This is a genomic window from Klebsiella sp. M5al (genome assembly GCF_002090195.1).
In the GTDB taxonomy this organism is placed as follows: Bacteria; Pseudomonadota; Gammaproteobacteria; order Enterobacterales; family Enterobacteriaceae; genus Klebsiella; species Klebsiella grimontii.
Genome location: NZ_CP020657.1, coordinates 2,982,817 through 3,001,953, shown reverse-complemented (window position 1 = coordinate 3,001,953; position 19,137 = coordinate 2,982,817). Strand labels below are relative to the sequence as shown.

The following is a 19,137-nucleotide window of genomic DNA, read 5'->3' as shown; positions in this document are numbered from 1 at the left end:
TTAACAGCCTTGTTTTGTCATATGAATAGTCGAGTAACCAACCCTGAGTCGTACATATTTTCTGCAATCATCTTAATTGGCAAAGATAACTTCACCAGTAACGAAGTAGCAAAAATTCTTATCGAGCGATTTTCACTTCCGAAAAATTATTTAAAGGCAAAAGCTTTTGCTTATAACCAAATTCAATCCCTGGTTAGAAAAGGATTATTAAACAAAGTAAGAAAAACAGGCGTGTATCAATATTTATACTCAGTCACATCAGAATTTAATATCGCAACAGAATGCGTGGAATTAATTGAGGCAACCCCAAAGTCTTCCTGTCAACTTGTTTCAAGTGCTACCAACCATGAACACAGAAATGTAAATATCCAAATAAAGTCTCTTATTGAAAAATACAGCAGTGAGTTGGCGAAAGTATCAGGAGCAAAGGAGATTTATGAAGAATTGATAGTTGCTGTGCCGAGCAGGGAAAATGAATTCAGGAAGCTTTCTCTTGAACAAGAGAAAAAACACATCAAGATAAATGAAAAAATAAATACATTAATTGGAATTATTAATCAATCCCTTGCAGTAACGCAATGAATTTTAACAAGTATTTGAAGCTAAATGGAGTCATGAAAAAAAGAGGGCAAAGCCGAACTCCGCCCTCTCCCTTCAAGCACTGCTATATCTCATTAAAATGAGATTAACAGCGCGCACTCCTATATGCTAGACGTATATGAATATAATGTCAGCCAGTCCCGGATGCAACTCTTTAATGAAGTTCAGTACTCTCTGTTTTTTAGTTATCGAAATGATAGTTGGTACAAGGGAACACACGAAGAGGAAAATCGCGATGACTTTGACGCAGAGCATGTTGAGTCTGTTATTGCGACCCTCGAAGCTCTGGATGCGTTAGATTTACGCCACGGAAGATAGCACTCAAATTAAGAGGGAAAGAGTAGATTCGAGTGCAAGTGATATCGAGACAATGGCAGTAAATCCGGTGAACACGTTTATGGTTCCAGATATTACCCTGCATGTGCAGCAGTTGGAACATCTTCTTAAAACATCAGGGAGTTCTCACATTACAAATCACAGCAGCGGGCTCCGAGCCCCAGCGCCGAAACCTTTGCGACTCGCTACTGGAAAAACTTAGAAGTGCTGCTACTTCCCTGCATGCCAATAAAGAGCCATTAATGGACTGACCCCATCCCGGTGATAGGCAACGCAGCCAATTTATCGTCACTGCATTACGAACATTGAATTCGTTGTGCAGTTCCATAACCAAGTTGTTCAACCGAGCAATCAACGGGCCTGGTAATTCTGAACGGTAACGCCATAGCAAATTCAAGAATTTATGCTAGTGGGCCGTCAATATCGGAGTCAACGAGCACATAATCAGCCGCGAAGATCCCCGCGTCATAGCGACATAGAGGTGTCGTGCATCCATCTCTTCCGGGGATGTGATGACTGCCACCTCCCCTTCCAGTCCCTTTAGCAACAAATGCGCAGCCAGTGCACCGACACGTATAAAAGTAACGCTCCCGAATTTCTTACTCAATGATATATAGCCTGTTTTACTGACATATCTGACAGCGGGTGGACTTCCTTCAATTTATTGATGTAACACCATACGAACTACATCTGCCTCTCTCAGAATATGAGGTGAAATTGTTGCGCACCGATCAATCAATCCGGGTGTTCTGGTCAAACTTTTGGTAGCCATACTTAAGTTCCATTGCGCACGCTGATAGGTAAATCTTGGATACTTCTGACAAGTAACTTGAGGAACAAAAATGAGGGGAAGCAAAGAAAAATCTATGCCGGATGTTCTGGACTCTGCCCAGTTGGTACGTATTGAAGCCGTACACCGGGGATTCCTTTATCAGCACTTGTATGCCGTTGGCTGCTTGCTGCTGGCACAGAAAGCCAGCGTGGAGACAGTAACCGTTGAGCTGGATGAGGATATTGAACTCAACTCCAGGCAGGAGCGCATTTACGTTCAGGTTAAAACCCGCCTGAAACCCATCATTCTCAGCGATGTGTCTGGCGCGCTCGCGCGGTTTGCGGAGCTGCGTAACGAGCACACTGATGGGCGCCGCCAGGGAAGCGCTTCTTTCGTTATCGTCGCCAACCAGGCGCCAGGTCCACATCTGCAGAAGATGATTGAGGATAAGACGCTTCCTGCGGATGTCCGTTTTATCTGGCCCCAGTCAACCGCTGAGCGCTATCCCGCACTTCCCCCTGCCTGGGACACCGTGGCTGATGCGGCCGCGTGGTGCATCGCGCAAGCAGAGCAACTGAATTTTTCGTTATTGTCGCCAGAATCCCTGATCTGGAAGCTGGCCGGTCTGGTCCAGCTCGCCGCCACCGGAGGTGATGCCGACGGACGGCATGCGTTTTATACCCGGGATCTTCCTACCCTGTTCGAACAGCTCATCGTTCAGTTACAGGACTTCCCTGCACCGCCGACACTCTACCGGCCACAAAGAGAGGAACCCTCTTTTGTGTCGGATGAGCGGATACGCATCATTTGCGGCTTGTCTGGTGCAGGTAAAACAGCATGGGCAGCACAGGCCGCCCAGCACAGTACCCAGGTGTGTGCGTATTACGACGCTGGCGACCTTCCGGGTCCTGCACTTGCCAGTACGCTGGTTCGTGAGCTGGCAGCCCGGTTTGCGACTCAGGAGCAAGGTGGCCTGCGAAGAATACTGCTCCCTGGTGCCAGTGGCGTTGAAGCGCTGAGAACGTTCGACACCTTCTTGCAGCAACGGAACGACAATCTGCTGCTGGTTCTGGATAATGCGCATCGTATCCCTGTGGAGAACTTGCGGGATGTTCTACACGCCACAACCCGTATCCATTTTGTGCTGCTGTGCCAGCCCCATGACAATGTCCGTCAACTGGAGGCGATGACTGGACTTCAGCGTGAATCGTTACAGGGATGGGATATCGACACAGTGGCTGCCGCAGTGGCCGACCTCGGTGGGCACGCCAGTGCGCTGGGATATGAGCAGCTACGAAGCTACACCGGAGGGTTGCCGCTGTATGTCGAAAGCGCGGCGAGAGTTGCCGCAGAGGAATACAAAGGGGATATAGACACGCTGTGTGCTGAACTGCGGCAACAGGAAAACAGCACGGAAACCGCGCAGGAAGTCATTCTCAGCCGTGTCTATCAGGGGTTTGAGCCACTGGTCCAGAACGCTCTGGCGTTGTTCAGTCTGTCCGATGTGGGGCTAAGCCGTGATGAAGTTTCAGGGTATCTTGCCCGCTCATTGAATATCCCTTCAAACGGGGCAGCCACATTAATAAAAAAAATGCGAGCCACCGGAACCATTGAAAACTATGGAAACCAGACGTTAAAGGTACACGATGCTGTCAGGGCACTGGGGCTGCAACACCTGACCATGATGGACGTGGATATCGTAAATAACGCGTTACTGGCGTTAAAAGATCTTTTGATTGAGAGCCTTCAGCAAGAACGCGACACTTCGCGATTTTCTCTTCTAACGCAGATTTACATCAAGCTTAACGATGTCATGACGCTCATCGCTCTATCTGGTGAAGAGCTGTTTTATGAGATGGGCATTACTGTCGACATTATGGAAAGCCTGAAACAGGCGACAGCTTCGGACTCTCTGGCGCCTTTACAAAAGTTCTGGGCACTCGATGGGCTCGTTTTTTCCGAGCTTAAAGACGGTGTTTCTGAGCAAATTGCACAATGGCTGGAAGCGATGGGAGCTTTGCTTACAGAACATGAGTTTGGTTACCGGGAACGCACAGCCTACACCATGAAACGGATGCTTTTCTTATCCGAAAAGGGAAACCTTAGTGAAGTGCAAACGCTGGCTGAAGATGCCCGCCCCAGCCTTCCGGATGAGGAGCATGCGCGTATATTTGACTATAACCATGCTATCGCGCTCTGGAGACTGAAAAGATACAAACAAGCAGAAACACTGTGTCTGAGCGTAGTGTATCGCTACTACGCGTTATTTGGTATTACCCCACAGGATGTCATGGGTAAAAACTCGGATGTGCTGTGGGCAATCATCAACCAGCCTGAAAATGTTCACGAGCACATCAAACATCTGGCCGATGCCCTAGAGTTGCTTGCCAGAATTAGTGACGCGCAGGGAAAGGTGTCAGCGTTTCTGCGCATTCACGCGATGAAATTTTACAACATGACCGCAGCCCCCGAATCTCTGGTCCGGGTAGGACAGGATCTAGCTGATGAGTTTGTCGCAATAAAGGACTATGTCGGTGCCAGAGAGGTGATGGAGCAATACGTCCTGCCAGTCGTCAATGAAGCCGGTCTTGTACAGCGACTGGTTCAGGTCCGAAGCCAGTACGCCGTTATACTGGCACTTGCAGGCGAACATGAGCAGGCAGAAGCGGAGATGTGTCGGCTAGCCCCTTTTTTTGAAGGGTTAACAGGTGAGCAGCGACAGGAGGTTGAAAATCAGTCGAACTACATCGCGCAGCTTGCTTACAAGGCGGCTAAATCCGAAGTAACGCGATTTTTCGGGGCGGTAGGCAGAAATGAACCTTGTCCCTGCGGGTCGGGAGTAAAGTATAAAAAATGTCATGGAGCCTGAGTGCTGGCTTCACTATGTTGGACGCGGCTGGGGGGGGAAGTCCATGGGAGCCATATCAGGATGCTTTCCACATCGTGCAACCGAGCGCTTTTTATTGGTATTGCCGTTGACTCTCTTAAAGCACATCGTCGTGCGTGGGGGCAGTATATGGCCTGCGAAAGCAGGCCAAATTCACCCAAGAGGGAGAAAATACGCGAGTGCGCACTAAAACACGCTATCGTAGCGCTGACCTTTAGTTGCAACGTCAAAAATGAACAACTCCCAGGCAGGGTTACTGGCTTCGGCTCAACGCATATGGTTAAAAACCCACCATGAAAATTGTCTCTCTGCTTCCATTCTTAGTTCTGGGTCAGTTTTCATCGATGCCGTATCAGGCATACCATCCGGACAAAAATCAGCAAGCTGACTTTTAATAAACTTTAGCTTTTCTTCTTTTTCCCCTGCGTTCTCAAACACCATGAATGGCAGCTCGATAATCGGCGGTTTGGTCTGGGTGGTTAACGGCATGGTTATGCCTGAATTATGGCCAGGCAGTGAGTGTAATTCTCTGATATGACTCAACAGATTGTAGGGTAAGGTGTTTTTTACGAAGTAAAAAACGTCTGCATAATAATCAGTTACGAATTCATCCCTTTTTCCTGGATAAGCCAGCGTATCCATCTCTGGAAAGGGAAACTGTAAACCCTCATTTCTGTAATGTACGATTGTCACTCGTTCAAGTACACGCCCACGGTATTTGAGGATGTATTCATAGTGACAAGGTTGCTCAATGCTAATCGTTGACCACCAGTGATGTCCTCCTATATCTTTTTCTGTGTTGCCAATATGAATGGCATAATCCGGATCCAACCGATAATAGGCCTCGCTGATACCGTCATATTCCCAATTGTCGTAATCCAGAAGCAGTCTGACTATGCGGTCAGCGGGTGCCAGGTCCAGGTTAAAGCGCTCTCTCCACATTGCCATGACATCTCCAGGGCTGGCACAGCTAGTTACGGGCGTATTGGCATCTTGTTGACGGGTGTAAACGACACCGGCTCTGACAGTTTTTCCCTCTTTTATATAGTCCTGGGTCAGATAGTAGGGTTTCATTCTGACGTTACGAATTTGTAGAATAGCCAGCACCTTATGCTGGAGTGTGATGTGGTGCAGCTGAATATCCGGACAATGGTGCTCTGCAAAACTGACTTTTCTTAACAGATCGATTAAGTTTGCCTGGTTAAGTTGCTTACCATCTTCCGGCACGCCAGTAATCAACCCTTCATCATTCACGCCAAAAATCAGATACCGGTCACCGTCATGCAGGACGTTTGCCATGCAGAGGATATCGTGAACAAGGGCTGCATTGTTTTGGTGGTAGGTTTGTTTAAAGTCCCACCATGGCCCTTCCTTTCCACTGGCAATCAGTTTTTCGATGGTTTCGTTCATAGTCCTCTCTATCCGATATGGCGTGCGTTTGCTTGTACCAAGTATTCCTTCAGTCTACTTAAATTGGTAGTGTGAACTGGCTGCCCAGGCATTCGATGCCAGGGCAGCCAGTTGATTACATAATAAGTATCGTTGTCAGCAGTTAAACGGCAGTTCCTCTTCTCGTAAAACTACTGGCGCCTTGTCTGCCCGGTACTGGAGCCAAGTCTTCAGGTCTATTTGCGAGCCGTTACGGCCAGCTAAATCAAAATATCCCCTGTTAGCAAAACGGCGATATATAAGTTCTTCACCTGTTATGGACAGGTAGGCGTTCAACGCCGAACGATGAATGAAAAGTCCGCTTTGTCTTACACCTTTATGATGGAAGGCGATAAGTTTGCCAGAACGATCAACCCAACCGCTTTGACAATCCCATAAAAGTTCGAGTTTTTGAATGATTCCCTGGCATGGCGCAATGAGGTTATCTTGGCGCTCGGGCGTGGTATATGAGTAGTCATATTCCCATTCGCTTCCGCGTAGTAAACTGACTTCTGTAAAATTAAATGCTTCACTATCTTCCTCATTATTAAGAAGTTGTTTGTACACTGGGCTGTCAGGATATTCAGCAAGATAACCGCGATAACAGCAATTTCCCTGGTTATATTGGAAAATATCGCGCGCACTTTTCTGTTTAAAGTTCTGGATGCTTTCATTTATGAGTGCGCTTGAATAATAAGCACGCACTGCCAGGTAAGGTGAATTCCAGCTATTTTCATTCGGCGCTTTATCCTCGTCCCAATAGCTGTGTGAAAGCGCTACCCACTGTTCCCCTTCCTTGTCAGTTCGAATCAGACAAGCTTCATAAGGTGACAAATCATCGGTCCGAACCCAACCTTTGATATCTGAATTGCGGTCAGGGAATGCATAATTTGTTTCTTCCATCAGTACTGGATAGACACTTTCTGCGGTGATGTCGCGTACATCGGTCAGGTCGACTTTACGAACGTCGACTGACCATAGATGATCACTTGTAGGTTCGTAGTCGGAATATGGGTCTTCCAGTGCGGGGACATTGCTGGCCAGAATGCCCAGTAGTCGATGTAAGGCGATCCAGTAATATTTTTTACCGAGTCGGTCAGCATATCCTTTTCTACCCCGTCCCGCGCCATACAGACTTCCGATATGGCGATCATAATTGAGCGCGCAGTGGTTATAACCGGGATATCCTAAATTAAGTGCTTCTCGCATTAACCAACAGGCAATGTTTTCATGGCTGATATTGGCGCTCTCCAAGTCAAAGCCGGAAATCTTCGATTCCACCTGATAACGCCAGAAATCCGGGGCCATGGACTCTCCCCAGAGCACCATGTTTGGCAGTTTTCCGGGTAGTTTGCCAGGATTCTGCTTAGCCCTTTTGAGGATAAATCCCTGATTCGGCGGTCAGCACACGAAGTGAGCCAGGCAAGTGTTAGACTGGCCAGCCTCCGGCTTTCAGCAGGCCAATGGGTTATGTCAGCAAATAGTGCTGCATGGATGAGTGAATAGACAGCAGTCTTGTTATCAAATGATCCCAGCGCAGCTAATGACAAGTAGGTGTCACGTTCAGCTAAGGATGACTGCCGTAAAAATGGCCCCAGCCAGTTAGTTGCGTTTAGACGATGGTCAGGAACCAGACTAAGTGAAAACAGCGGTTCATAAACCGACTCCCATAATCCAGGTGTATGCAGTGCTGCATGGATGTGTTCATCAATTTCTTCCACTACACTTTGTCGGGAGCGCCAAACCAATGACTGGATGAACAGCTTATGGGCTTGTTCGGATGGTAATCCTACTTCTTCAGCAGTAATTTCAAGAGCAGTTTTCTCTGGCAGCACGGCGGCAAGAGCTTCCAGCAATCCAGCATCTTCTTCTGTTAACGCTGCAATTTTCTCCGCTAGTTTTGCTGTATCCGAATCAAGAGCTTCCACAAGGCTGATAGCACAGAGTATGTCACCGTAGCGTTGATAACCCAGACGGATCAGGAAGGTCTCCTCATCTACAACAGAAAGGATAATGAGGCCTTCATGTGCCAATGCATTTAAAAAGGATTCAGGAGTGGTCTCAGTTCCCACTATTTTGCTCAGTGCTTCGCAACAGGTTTCCCAGGTTCGGTTCTGCGGCAACTCATGTGTCAGGGGGGAGCTGGTCAGCTATCTGACCGCGCAGTTTGCCATGAGCTTACGTCAGGCCTGCAGGACGTTGTCGCTGAGCAGGACGGTATTTCGTTATCAGCCGGATACGCGACGTGATGAGCCGGTCATTATGGCACTGACCGTGGCGGCTGAACGCTATCCGCGATACGGATTTAAAAAGCTTTTTCAGGTACTTCGCAGGCAGGGCAATAGCTGGAACCATAAGCGCGTTCACCGTATTTACTGCCTGTTGAAACTGAATTTTCGCCGTAAGGGAAAACAGCGCCTGCCGGTACGTAATCCGGCTCCGCTGGCGACGCCAGAAGCGATGAACCAGAGCTGGTCCATCGATTCGCTGATGTGCGGCAGACGCTTCCGGACCTTCAACGTGGTGGATGATTTTAACCGCGAGGCCCTCGCAATAGAAATCGACCTGAATATCCCAGCTCAGCGTGTCGTCCGGGTTCTGGACAGAATAGTGGCAAACCGCGGATACCCGCTGAAGATGCGGATGGACAATGGACCGGAATTAGTCTCACTGGCTCTGGCGCAATGGGCTGAAGAGCATGGGGTGATGATGGAGTTTATTAAACCGGGTAAACCAACGCAGAATACCTTTATCGAACGTTTTAACCGGACCTACCGGACAGAGATACTGGATTTTTATCTGTTCAGGACTCAGAATGAAGCGCGGGAAATTACAGAGCGCTGGCTGACAGAATATAACAGCGAGCGGCCTCATGAATCCCTGAATAACCTGACGCCGGAAGAGTACCGGCTGATGGCAGAAAAACCGGAACTCTCAAAAAGTGCGTGGAACTAAAACGGGTGCGCTTACATCGAAGCTTCTAGCCTTCTCCTTCGGGATTGTCGAGCTCTCCCTGCATATCGCCGTAACGGCAGTGTTTGCGGATGATCCTGTGGCTCAGAAAGATAAAACCGTCATTGACATGGGTGATTCTGTTATACTCAACAAATAGAATTTCCAATATACTTACGTGACCAATCTGACACCAAAAAATCAAGAGTAGTGTTGTTTGTTGTTTCATTTAAAGCAAAGAGATCACCTTCCGATTTATATTTACTATAATTACTTAGCAATCTATTGATATGCGTATTTGTGACATGTGTAAAATTTCTTTGGTTTATAGCAGTAATGTTATTTAAAATTCCGTCAATGAGTTCAATATTCATGCTTTGAGTTAAAGTCACCCCTGCATTATTGTTATTTATGATAGACTTAATGTTGCTTATGTCTTTTTCATATAGATGCAACGAGTCAGTGAAATGACGTTGGGTCCCAACTTTTATATCTATTCTAGATGCTATGTAATAATGCAAAACTTGAAAAACAAAAAAGTTATATGGAACCCCCCAGTATATGTCATTTGATCTGTTTATTACAGTAAGGTCTAACTCCCCATTTCTTATTTTTAACATTACCGATGTGTTACATGGAATATCTTTTGATTTTGTATTTATCAAATCGCTCGGGGAGTACATACTCAAGACACATCGACGTGACTGAGGGTTGGTTTTTAATTCTTCAATCGCAAAATCGATCTGGTCAAATCCATATTGTTGTCGAAGTCTGTATCCATAAGCCCCATTAAGTGTTTTTCCATCATCTGAAAAATCACCATATGTCTTGATATAGTAATCCAGATATGCAAGATCATTAAAACCGCCGATCACCCAAGCCGCTTCAGCGATAGCAAAAAAAGGATTTAGCGCTCTTCTATTTAGAGTTATCAAATTCAACTTATCAGAAGGAAGTTGAAATACAGCTGGTCCAAGATCGTAAACTATTCCAGAACGTGACGAATTAGGACTGCTAATTTTTAAAGAATCTGACAATGCCTCTAAATACAAACAATTAAGGTCATTTCCATCATATATTTTCATTCTAATCTTTAAACCTTTTTTTATTTTTTTCTAACTTTGCCATAAATCCGCTTTCGAGATCAACATCAAATTGATTAGCTATCTTAATAAGATAGATAAAGGTGTCAACTAATTCTTCGTCAAGTTCAGCTTTTACTTCATTTAATACCTTATCACCTCTAACAATTTTTTTTGTTATATTTGAAAACTCACCTAACTCACCTAGCAAGCATACAATAAGATGTTCTAATTCATGTAAATTACTTCCATTAATTTTTTTGTAAAACCCACGACCTTTTATGGCGGTTTTTTTATCGAAATCCTCTTGTTTCTCACAGATTTCTTTTAATGTTAGATTCATTATTTAAACTCCCTCGCTATATTATTAAGTTTTTTAGAGATAGATGAGTTCAAGGCACTAACCCGTTCATGATGAGAGTGTTGCTTACGAATTGCATGAAGCTCTTCAATTTCTTCAATAGTATTGCCCAGTAAAGATAACAGAAGTTGTTTATTACTTTCGCTCCACTCACCGTTAACTATTTCATAAAGATCGCATAATGACTTACTCTTGATGACGGTCTGCACTCCAGCCATTTGTTCTAATGCACGTGCTAACTCACTTCTGTCATGTTTGAGCATTGTGAGCATTTGGTACTGAGATAGCAAATCTAACTTTGGTTTTTCGAGAGGGTTGAAATTAGGAACATGGTGGGCCCTACATGCAAAGATTACCAATCTAACAGAATCAAAACTCAATGATGAATTGGATATCTTCTCAATGTTGATTCGAATTTCCTCGAGATTTATTCTCAAAAACTTGCTAACTTCCAACGCTCTTAAATAAACATTGCAGTATAATACCCTATGTTCAAGAACACATTGAAATAACATGAATGATGGTATTGGATCATCACCAGAGTTCATTATTGTCTCTTGATTTATTAAAGAATAAAGAGCCCTGTTACTCGAAGGTTTTTCTTTAAGCTCATTAATAATATTATCGACCCCACCCACTTTATATTGGCCATGATTAAAGTACAAGTTTTTCGGACACTCATCCGCACTCCATTGCTCTGCCAGTTGATGAACATCCGATAGAACATTTTCAATAAGAGATGTCGTACTTATTTCGTAGGCAAGAATCAAATTAATTTTATATTCATCAGGTTTGATGCTTGAGCAAGCATCACTAGCAATACTTTCAAGAGAAGAAATTTTCTTATATTCTATGTTAAACATCACGCTACCTTGATAGTTTGATTATATTGATTTCATGATTGTTATTTTCAAAAGCAAAACTATCTATACTTAATGTCTCATTCGAAAAATTATAGTGATTAAATGCATTTAGATAGCCTCTTTGATTAAAGTTACCACTTCTGGCTGATATGACCGGAACCTTGCATTTCCCCAAGTGGTAAAGTTGTTCACTATGTTGATGTCCATGCAAAATCATATCAAAGGGATTTTTCTCAATAAACTGTACAAGATCATATGCATTCCTAATGGCGGACGTATCATCTCTAAACTGATTAAGTATATGGTGATGCAATACGAGGATTTTTTTTGTGTTTTTTCCCTCGGTCATGTCTATGTTAAAAACATCAGTATCAATCAATCCATACTTATGGTCTAAATGATATGAACTATTTAAAAGTAAGAAAGTAATATCCTCAATATTAATCACTCTGAATGAATGTTCAGTGAAGTCCATTTCATGATCGCGCCTGAGTCCATAAATAAAGCCATCGTAATCACTAAATTTATTATCAACTATATCGTGGTTACCAGGGCAAGCAATTATATTGCTCCTATTTAACTTACCATCTGCAATCAATTTTTCAAAAAAAGTAGAGGCTATACCATATCCATTTCTTTGGCCTTTTATTGTAACATCGCCACTAATTAGTAAGATTGGGTTTTCTGTGTTTTCAAGAATGTATTTAGACAGTGAATCGGCAAGTTTGCTTTCCTGAAATGGAGCGTTGGGATCTCCAAAGTGTAAATCAGACAAATGAATAATATCCAAAATCCAAACCCTCTCTTTAGAAAATTAATTCAATAACTGTGTGTGAATTTGATTGTTACTAAATAGCTGCGCGGAATAGTAGATCACTTAAAGGGAACTCAGCCCGGATTGTGCGATCTGATCAATCGCCAAAAATCATAAATCACCAACCGGACTGAGCGATGCCATCATAGCACCAATTCCCCGCGGCGAACGACGCCTGATGCAGAAAGCTATCCATAAAACTCGTGATAAAAATCATGCCCGCAGACTCACCGCCATGCTGATGTTGCACCGGGGCGAACGAGTCAGCGACGTCGCCAGAACGCTCTGTTGCGCCCGTTCATCCGTCGGGCGCTGGATTAACTGGTTTACGCTGTCGGGTGTTGAAGGCCTTAAATCCTTACCCGCAGGGCGCTCCCGGCGATGGCCTTTTGAGCATATCTGCACCCTGCTACGTGAACTGATAAAACACTCTCCTGGTGATTTTGGTTATCAGCGTTCACGCTGGAGCACAGAGTAACTGGCAATAAAAATCAACGAGATAACCGGATGTCAGTTACATGCCGGGACCGTGCGTCGCTGGTTGCCCTCTGCCGGACTGGTATGGCGCAGGGCCGCACCAACACTGCGTATCCGTGACCCGCATAAGGATGAAAGGATGGCCACAATCCATAAAGCGCTGGACGAATGCAGCGCAGTACATCCGGTTTTTTATGAAGACGAAGTGGATATCCATCTCAACCCAAAAATCGGTGCAGACTGGCAGCTTCACGGACAGCAAAAGCGAGTTGTTACGCCGGGACAGAATGAAAAATACTATCTGGCCGGGGCGTCACATAGTGGCACGGGAAAAGTCAGCTACGTTGGCGGCAGCAGTAAAAGCTCCTCTTTATTTATCAGTCTGTTAAAGCATCTCAAAGCGACATACCGGCGAGCCGAAACCATCACGCTAATCGTGGATAACTATATTATCCATAAAAGTCGTGAAACTCTGTGCTGGCTGAAAACGAATCCGAAGTTCAGGGTGATTTATCAACCTGTTTACTCACCGTGGGTGAACCACGTAGAGCGGTTATGGCAGGCGCTTCATGACACGATAACGCGTAACCATCAGTGCCGTTCAATGTGGCAGTTACTGAATAAGGTACGATATTTTATGTAAACCGCCAGCCCATTCCCCGGTGGGAAACATGGTCTGGCAAAAATGTGGCGGTATTAGGCGCAGCTATTTAGATCTATGAGCATAGAAATTGAATGTGTTAATCACTAAGCGACGGCTATCGAACGCACCCACATAACGGACTTGGCAGCATACGTGTATGCTTAGCCCGCGTACACTTTTTCCACAAAAAACTACCCGCTGTGGTCAGCGGATACTTACTTGGAGTGAACTAAGTTTTATTTTTTCAACTCTGATAACGCTACCGCCCTCAGGACAGTCAGTCCTGATAAATGTGAGTTTCGCTAAATGTTATCTAATTTTACATTTTATTCAATAGATCAATCAGATAAGACAAAAATAGCAAGCTCGCCTGCCCGGGGTCAAAACGCTGGAGCAGTTCAACTTCAGCTTCCAGCCTAGTATCGATCGTAAGGTTGTTCGGGAACTGGCCGGGCTGGCGTTCGTGGAGCGCTGCGAGAACGTGATCCTGCGGGGACCACCAGGTGTGGGTAAAACCCATCTGGCTGTTGCTCTCGGAGTGAAAGCAGCAGATGCAGGGCATCGGGTGTTGTTCATGCCGCTGGACTGGCTGGTAGCAACGCTTATGAAAGCGAAGCTGGAAAACAGACTGGAGCGCCAGCTACAGCAACTGAGTTATGCCCGGGTGCTGCTACTGGACGAAATAGGCTATCTGTCGATGACCAGAGAAGAGGCCAGCCTGTTCTTCCGGTTACTGAATCGACGGTATGAAAAAGCGAGTATTATCCTGACATCAAACAAAGGCTTCGCTGACTGGGGGGAGATGTTCGGTGATAACGTGCTGGCAACAGCGATCCTGAACCATCTGCTGCACCACTCAACCACGTTGAATATCAAAGGAGAAAGCTATCGGTTGAAGGAAAAAACGCAGAGCTGGAGTGCTGGCCAAAAGCGCAACGCCAATCAGCGATGATGAAATGGCGGAAAGCGGACAGCAAAATGACCAAATAGGGGATGGGGATGCGGTCATAAATCATGGCGTTGACAGGGTCTGGCGGCTGATGAAGCGTGCCGGAATAAAGGCTCAGGTCGGGTACCGAAGCCCACGAACGCGTAAAGGGGAAGTCAGTATCGTGACACCCAACAGGCTCCAGCGACAGTTCAACCCAAAAGCACCGGATGAACGTTGGGTAACGGACATAACTTACATCCGTACCCACGAAGGCTGGCTGTATCTGGCCGTGGTTGTTGACCTGTTCTCGCGCAAAGTTATCGGCTGGTCAATGCAACCCCGAATGACAAAAGATATTATCCTGAATGCACTTCTTTACCTATATCGCCCCATACAGTCTTCTCAGCAAACTCGTTTTAGATTATGAACTGGCTTCACATTCACATAAGTTAAATAACCTCCATGAGTTTTGTTGGTACAAATGTGAACATGCGGCGGATTCGAGTATCGATCAAGGCCACCCGCTTCCGAGTGGCCTTGTAACTTTATTACCATGATATCTGAACTGGTATTTCAACACGATAGGTTAATGCGCTTATGCACCAGCCTTACGCTTCGTCCAGATACCTTGGTTTCACCCTGAACGCCGTGTTAACGGGTGGATGAGCGAGTTGGAAATGCGGGCGTTAGTCTTCCTCCTCGTCCCTGTCGTCATCCTCTTCCTCTTCCTCTTCGTATTCGTCGTCTTCATCATCGTCTACTTCGCCCACACCACCGCAGCGGGGGCAGGCTGACGTTTCAGTCGTACCATCACCATAGCAGGTGTGGCATTGTGCAAAGGGTTTGTCCTCTTCCGGGCTGTAACCCGATCCGTCGCACTCCGGGCAGGTAACTTCGAACAGGCCGTCTCGGCCATGGCATACTGGGCAAGTTTGAATTGTCATTCTCTCTTCCTCTGTTTTTGGGATGAACAAATGAGCCCGGCCAGTGACTGACCGGGGTGTTGAATCAACGAGATTTAGTAAAATCGCGCCTGAAGGGATTTAATTTGGGGGGTCGCTGCTAGCTCACGGCACCAGGATTCAGTATCCGGGAAGGCAGAAATTTTATGACGTAGCGCGTGCAGGCGCTCGTTTTCGGGATCAACACCGTGCAAAGGCAAAAAATCTGGGGTCAGGATACACAGTACACAGGCATCAAAGGTTGCCATGCACTTTTCAGCGGCCTCTAGCAGTACGGACACCAAATTACGCGTCAGTCGATCCACTTCCGCCAGATCATCACTGTTACGAATGGCCTCTCCCACGATAGTGTTGTAATTGCGATAGAGATCTGTTTCTGAATCACCATGCGCAAATACTGGCCCCTGAACCCGACGTTGTCGATATTGTTCAAAGGTTAGCTCAATCACCTCTAACGCCAGCTGCTTATCAATCCGAGGCGCATCAGCCTTAAAGAAAAGAGATTGTGCAAGCTGATGGCCAGCGTATATCTCGCCAAGCTGGTGCATACCCGACAGCTCCATGATGCCCCGCCAGGTTTTAATGGGCTCTCCGGTATTAATCCAGCGTGTAGCGATTGTGCCAACCTCAAGAATGAGCAACTCCCAAGCAGGTGAAGAACGAACGCTGGCCGTAAGGCTGTTTTCCTTGGCCAGAAAGTGCAAAGCGATAGCACGGTACACATATTTTTGCTCAGGATTCTCGCACCCAACCAGATGAACAAACACATGATGGAATTCCTCAACCAAGCGGCCTTCATCTTTGGCCTGCGCCATTTCGTGGTAGTTTGCAGCATACTTGTCTTCTGCAACCGCCAGGGGCTGCACTAGCTCGATGAGGTGCAGACACTGAGTCAGGAGATTATCCGGCACCCGGAAGTGCGCTTTCGGTGCATGGTGTTTTATAAACTCAGACAAGCTGGCAGCCATAGCCTTACGGCGCTCAACAACCTGCCCAAAAGGCAAACCTTCATCGACAACAAGTGCAAGTGCCGGGATATCATTTAGCTTTTTGACACCCAGCATAGCAGTCAACAAATCCGTTTCACCCGACTGTTGCCCTTGGGCATGGTACGCATCATGGAAGGCTTGCCGGAATGCGTTGATATCGGCAACACAGCTAAATTTTTTAAGGCTTGATTTAATGCGACCGATGGCCGTGCGAGCAAGTTTACGGTCGACGATCTGGGACGCGAGAGAAGATGATGTATTCATGGTGTTTCCTCAAGTAGACAAAGTCCTGACACATAAAAGTGTCATGTAATGGACCCGGAGTCGTCTGACCCCCTTGAGGTTGGGTAGTAGCCTTACCCTTTCACTTTATCGCGCTTGCCCGGTGATGTCAATACACCCTACCCCAGTGACGCTAAAACGCATTTTACAACCTTTTATTACGTTGGGAAATGGTTCATGAACTGAAGCAGAGTAAGTTGTCGGGAAATATTCATAAGAGGCACATTTCCTATTAGTTCATGAAGTTCTCTTGAAGTGAATTCACCTTTCTATTAAAAATATCTTTTAAAGCAGAGAGATATGTACCCTGTGGTTTATGAACTGGATTCTCACACAACATAAGTTAAATAACTTCCATAGGACTATTACTTCATAAATGGAAAGTACGATGGACACTACAAACAGCAGCACGGTAGCCACCAAAACCAGATACGCCACTTTGTGCACGCGCAATATTTTGTACTTCGCCACGTCTTTATCTTCTTCGCGCTTTTTATAAGCGATATTCATGGGGTTCAAAATCCCAACGAACATGATCGAGAAGATAGCGAATGGCAGGGTTGGGAAGGTGCCAACAACGAGATGGCTAACCGTAGGAAATTCGCCAATATTGCTCACGTCCCAGAAAGGTACGACCACAAAGCCAATGGCTACGATGATAACCAGTTTTACCGCAATCATGCTTCCCGAGACTTTGAACAGGACCTTTTCTCCCTTCGAAGCCACAAGAGATAGCCCTGCTATTAACAACAACGACCACCACCAGTGCTCTGAAAGCGTCTGGGTTGTAAGGCCAAACGTTTTCAGGTACGAAGCGCTATCATTGGTGATTGCAAGAGCATACTCCACCATCGATTTCAGCATAGTAATCGAGTAAAGCGCCCCCAGCAGCAGTCCCCAGCGATTGCCAACGTAGCTGGCAATGATACTCAGATAGGAATCCTGCTCATCGCTCCGCGCCATGGTTTCGATAAACAGCTTTTGCATGTAATAAACGGCCGGATAGCCGAGGATAACCGCCAGTGCAAATACCCATACCCCCTTCAGGCCAACCTGTAATGGGAAAAAAACAATGCCTGAACCAATGGCTGCACCGATACAGAGCACCACCCATCCTAAATCGTACATAGTAAAGGGAATATTCTTTTTATTAATTGCTTCGTTATTAATTCCTACAGTCATAGGAGACCCCATTTGACTAAATATAACCACCAGGGTGAGTATGATTTAATACATACTGTGCTAACTTGTTTCATTCTTTAAACAAAATAAACAAGTCCCTGCCGATATTTCAACCCAACAACTCACAGGTATTAATGATTGAATGCAAGAAGCTTTACACAGCAACGAAGCTGTAGCGAATGAAAATTAAAGAAAACAGTTTCTACTTTTATTCACAGGTTGTTTATTTAAGAACGACATGACAGGCACCACAAAATATAAAATTATTCATCTACAAACGTGATCGGGGTAATAGTTTTTCCTTATAAATAAATTCTTATGTCTGATTAGATTTGTGATCTACAGCACATTAGAAAGCCTGCCGGTTAAAGCAGGCTATCGATTGCCTGTTCCCAACGATTCCAGGGTTGATTCTCCTCAACCAGGAAATCGATAAAGGATCTGACTTTTGGATTACGGAACTTGCTCGGAAAATAGAGCGCATAAAGACTATGGGTCGGGTAAGCACATTTACCATCCAGCGTCAGGGGAACCAACTCTCCGTTATCAATGTGTCGACTGATAAGATAGGAAGGAAGCCAGGCAATTCCCTGTCCGGAGAGAGCCGCCTTGAGCAACAACAGGCTGCTATTAGCCTGCACAGGCGTTCTGGATTTGATATTGCACTGTGGATGCTGGGATGCTATCTCGTTGTAGCGAAGCGGTGGCGTTAAGCCCGGATATACGAGGCACTCATGGTTTGCAAGCTCCGTACGTTTGGTCGGGATGCCATTTCGGGCGAGGTAGGTAGGTGAAGCACAATATAGCCAGCTTATTTTGGATAACTTCCTGGCTGCATAATTTTGTGGTGGCGTGGCGGTGATCCGCAACGCGATATCAACGTTATTCTCATTGAGATTCGTCAGATGGTCGTCGAGATCGAGGATTAACTCAACATCATGATTTTTCTTGCGATATTCTTCGAAAATGTCAATTAAATGAGCATAACCGAAAGCCACGGAACAGGTTATCCGCAGGGCACCGTGAGGGTGGTTGAAATACCCACATGTCGTATTGACTATATCGTCAAATTCTTTCAGAAGCGCCGAGGCTCTTGAAACAAAGTATTCCCCGGCTTCTGTTAACTGAAATGAACGGGTCGTTCTCTGAATGAGCGGCACCCCCAGGTTTTCCTCCATCACAGCCAGCCCCTTGCTGACGGCGGAAGGAGAGAGGTTAAGCAGGCGCGCCGCTTCCGACAGCCCTTTTCCCTCGCTGATTTTCACCAGCATCTCAATTTGTTTGATAGTCAATGGAATTGTCATAGATTTGTTCGGTAGGTATGGCTTAGGAAGAAAGTCTATATCCGAATCAGTATGGGGTGGATACCTCGCTCCAGACAAAGCAGATAAACTTGTTTAACGGAGAAGTTTTTCTTTCATGTGAGACGCCTGAATGGAATCGACCAGGCGTTTTTTTTGGATTATGCCTTCATGCCTGCAGCAGACATTAGCGCACGGAAAAGTAGCGAAACGATTCCCAACGCCAGGACGCTGGCGGTCCAGATGACGACCAGCCAGAAAAGCCCTTTCAGCAA

At 45.9% G+C, this 19,137-nt stretch carries 14 protein-coding genes and 5 pseudogenes; 6 read left to right on the top strand and 13 right to left on the bottom strand.

Annotated elements, in window-relative coordinates; genetic code table 11:
- The first annotated feature begins 21 nt into the window (after window positions 1-21).
- Together BWI76_RS14360 and BWI76_RS14345 are read left to right on the top strand one after the other, a co-directional pair.
- Entirely contained in the window at window positions 22-582 is a 561-nt protein-coding gene (locus BWI76_RS14360) for a hypothetical protein (protein ID WP_001088752.1), read from the top strand.
- A gap of 1,196 nt (window positions 583-1,778) precedes the next feature.
- On the top strand, window positions 1,779-4,577 hold the full coding sequence (locus BWI76_RS14345; protein WP_004137060.1) for an ATP-binding protein: 2,799 nt from the start codon (window positions 1,779-1,781) through the stop codon (window positions 4,575-4,577).
- Between the two features lie 285 nt (window positions 4,578-4,862).
- Here BWI76_RS14345 and BWI76_RS14340 read toward each other — a convergent pair whose 3' ends face one another.
- The 3 genes from BWI76_RS14340 to BWI76_RS28535 form a co-directional block, all read right to left on the bottom strand.
- Window positions 4,863-6,005, bottom strand: a complete 1,143-nt coding sequence (locus BWI76_RS14340) for a helix-turn-helix domain-containing protein (RefSeq protein ID WP_004137061.1) — start codon at window positions 6,003-6,005, stop codon at window positions 4,863-4,865.
- A 135-nt stretch (window positions 6,006-6,140) separates the two neighbouring features.
- On the bottom strand, window positions 6,141-7,331 hold the full coding sequence (locus tag BWI76_RS14335; protein ID WP_227493323.1) for a hypothetical protein: 1,191 nt from the start codon (window positions 7,329-7,331) through the stop codon (window positions 6,141-6,143).
- On the bottom strand, window positions 7,232-8,095 hold the full coding sequence (locus BWI76_RS28535; protein ID WP_170984686.1) for a hypothetical protein: 864 nt from the start codon (window positions 8,093-8,095) through the stop codon (window positions 7,232-7,234). The genes BWI76_RS14335 and BWI76_RS28535 overlap by 100 nt, the downstream gene beginning before the upstream one ends.
- Before the next feature lie 67 nt (window positions 8,096-8,162).
- Here BWI76_RS28535 and BWI76_RS14330 point away from each other — a divergent pair.
- Window positions 8,163-8,978: pseudogene (locus tag BWI76_RS14330) on the top strand (IS3 family transposase); the annotation flags it as partial.
- On the opposite strand, the pseudogene BWI76_RS28530 reads toward BWI76_RS14330, so the two are convergent.
- The 5 genes and pseudogenes from BWI76_RS28530 to BWI76_RS14305 form a co-directional block, all read right to left on the bottom strand.
- Window positions 8,973-9,117, bottom strand: a pseudogene (locus BWI76_RS28530) (hypothetical protein); the annotation flags it as partial. The pseudogenes BWI76_RS14330 and BWI76_RS28530 overlap by 6 nt on opposite strands.
- A 7-nt stretch (window positions 9,118-9,124) precedes the next feature.
- A complete protein-coding gene (locus tag BWI76_RS14320; RefSeq protein WP_016247208.1) occupies window positions 9,125-10,060 on the bottom strand; it encodes a thymidylate synthase in 936 nt (311 codons plus the stop codon).
- A 1-nt stretch (window position 10,061) separates the two neighbouring features.
- The gene (locus tag BWI76_RS14315; protein WP_004137078.1) at window positions 10,062-10,400 is read right to left on the bottom strand and encodes a MazG nucleotide pyrophosphohydrolase domain-containing protein; all 339 of its coding nucleotides are present in this window, start codon (window positions 10,398-10,400) and stop codon (window positions 10,062-10,064) included.
- Entirely contained in the window at window positions 10,400-11,281 is an 882-nt protein-coding gene (locus BWI76_RS14310; protein WP_004137080.1) for a hypothetical protein, read from the bottom strand. The genes BWI76_RS14315 and BWI76_RS14310 overlap by 1 nt, the downstream gene beginning before the upstream one ends.
- Before the next feature lie 4 nt (window positions 11,282-11,285).
- A complete protein-coding gene (locus BWI76_RS14305) occupies window positions 11,286-12,071 on the bottom strand; it encodes a metallophosphoesterase family protein (RefSeq protein ID WP_004137081.1) in 786 nt (261 codons plus the stop codon).
- A gap of 202 nt (window positions 12,072-12,273) precedes the next feature.
- Between BWI76_RS14305 and BWI76_RS14295 the strand changes: the two are divergent.
- The 3 pseudogenes from BWI76_RS14295 to BWI76_RS14285 all read left to right on the top strand — a co-directional run.
- Window positions 12,274-13,294: pseudogene (locus BWI76_RS14295) on the top strand (IS630 family transposase).
- Window positions 13,295-13,576: 282 nt separating this feature from the next.
- Window positions 13,577-14,189 (top strand): annotated as a pseudogene (gene istB / locus BWI76_RS14290) (IS21-like element helper ATPase IstB); the annotation flags it as partial.
- Window positions 14,190-14,231: 42 nt separating this feature from the next.
- Window positions 14,232-14,522: pseudogene (locus tag BWI76_RS14285) on the top strand (DDE-type integrase/transposase/recombinase); the annotation flags it as partial.
- A gap of 310 nt (window positions 14,523-14,832) precedes the next feature.
- Here BWI76_RS14285 and BWI76_RS14280 read toward each other — a convergent pair.
- The 5 genes from BWI76_RS14280 to BWI76_RS14260 all read right to left on the bottom strand — a co-directional run bounded on the left by BWI76_RS14280 (window position 14,833) and on the right by BWI76_RS14260 (window position 19,137).
- Window positions 14,833-15,090: a hypothetical protein gene (locus tag BWI76_RS14280; RefSeq protein ID WP_064371764.1), complete on the bottom strand. Its 258-nt coding sequence runs from the start codon at window positions 15,088-15,090 to the stop codon at window positions 14,833-14,835.
- A gap of 74 nt (window positions 15,091-15,164) precedes the next feature.
- Entirely contained in the window at window positions 15,165-16,361 is a 1,197-nt protein-coding gene (locus BWI76_RS14275; RefSeq protein WP_004137090.1) for a hypothetical protein, read from the bottom strand.
- Window positions 16,362-16,664: 303 nt separating this feature from the next.
- Window positions 16,665-17,561 (bottom strand): hypothetical protein, encoded by an 897-nt coding sequence (locus BWI76_RS14270; RefSeq protein ID WP_004137092.1) that lies wholly within the window; start codon window positions 17,559-17,561, stop codon window positions 16,665-16,667.
- A gap of 365 nt (window positions 17,562-17,926) precedes the next feature.
- On the bottom strand, window positions 17,927-18,865 hold the full coding sequence (locus BWI76_RS14265; RefSeq protein ID WP_004137094.1) for a LysR family transcriptional regulator: 939 nt from the start codon (window positions 18,863-18,865) through the stop codon (window positions 17,927-17,929).
- A gap of 158 nt (window positions 18,866-19,023) precedes the next feature.
- On the bottom strand, window positions 19,024-19,137 hold the full coding sequence (locus BWI76_RS14260) for a DUF2474 domain-containing protein (protein ID WP_075262121.1): 114 nt from the start codon (window positions 19,135-19,137) through the stop codon (window positions 19,024-19,026).

What these genes read in the sequence shown, in the direction of transcription:
- BWI76_RS14360 (WP_001088752.1), top strand. Translation starts at nt 22, where the DNA reads ATGAATAGTCGAGTAACCAACCCTGAGTCGTACATATTTTCTGCAATC.
- BWI76_RS14345 (WP_004137060.1), top strand. Translation starts at nt 1,779, where the DNA reads ATGAGGGGAAGCAAAGAAAAATCTATGCCGGATGTTCTGGACTCTGCC.
- BWI76_RS14340 (WP_004137061.1), bottom strand. Translation starts at nt 6,005, where the DNA reads ATGAACGAAACCATCGAAAAACTGATTGCCAGTGGAAAGGAAGGGCCA.
- BWI76_RS14335 (WP_227493323.1), bottom strand. Translation starts at nt 7,331, where the DNA reads ATGGCCCCGGATTTCTGGCGTTATCAGGTGGAATCGAAGATTTCCGGC.
- BWI76_RS14320 (WP_016247208.1), bottom strand. Translation starts at nt 10,060, where the DNA reads ATGAAAATATATGATGGAAATGACCTTAATTGTTTGTATTTAGAGGCA.
- BWI76_RS14315 (WP_004137078.1), bottom strand. Translation starts at nt 10,400, where the DNA reads ATGAATCTAACATTAAAAGAAATCTGTGAGAAACAAGAGGATTTCGAT.
- BWI76_RS14310 (WP_004137080.1), bottom strand. Translation starts at nt 11,281, where the DNA reads ATGTTTAACATAGAATATAAGAAAATTTCTTCTCTTGAAAGTATTGCT.
- BWI76_RS14280 (WP_064371764.1), bottom strand. Translation starts at nt 15,090, where the DNA reads ATGACAATTCAAACTTGCCCAGTATGCCATGGCCGAGACGGCCTGTTC.
- BWI76_RS14275 (WP_004137090.1), bottom strand. Translation starts at nt 16,361, where the DNA reads ATGAATACATCATCTTCTCTCGCGTCCCAGATCGTCGACCGTAAACTT.
- BWI76_RS14270 (WP_004137092.1), bottom strand. Translation starts at nt 17,561, where the DNA reads ATGACTGTAGGAATTAATAACGAAGCAATTAATAAAAAGAATATTCCC.
- BWI76_RS14265 (WP_004137094.1), bottom strand. Translation starts at nt 18,865, where the DNA reads ATGACAATTCCATTGACTATCAAACAAATTGAGATGCTGGTGAAAATC.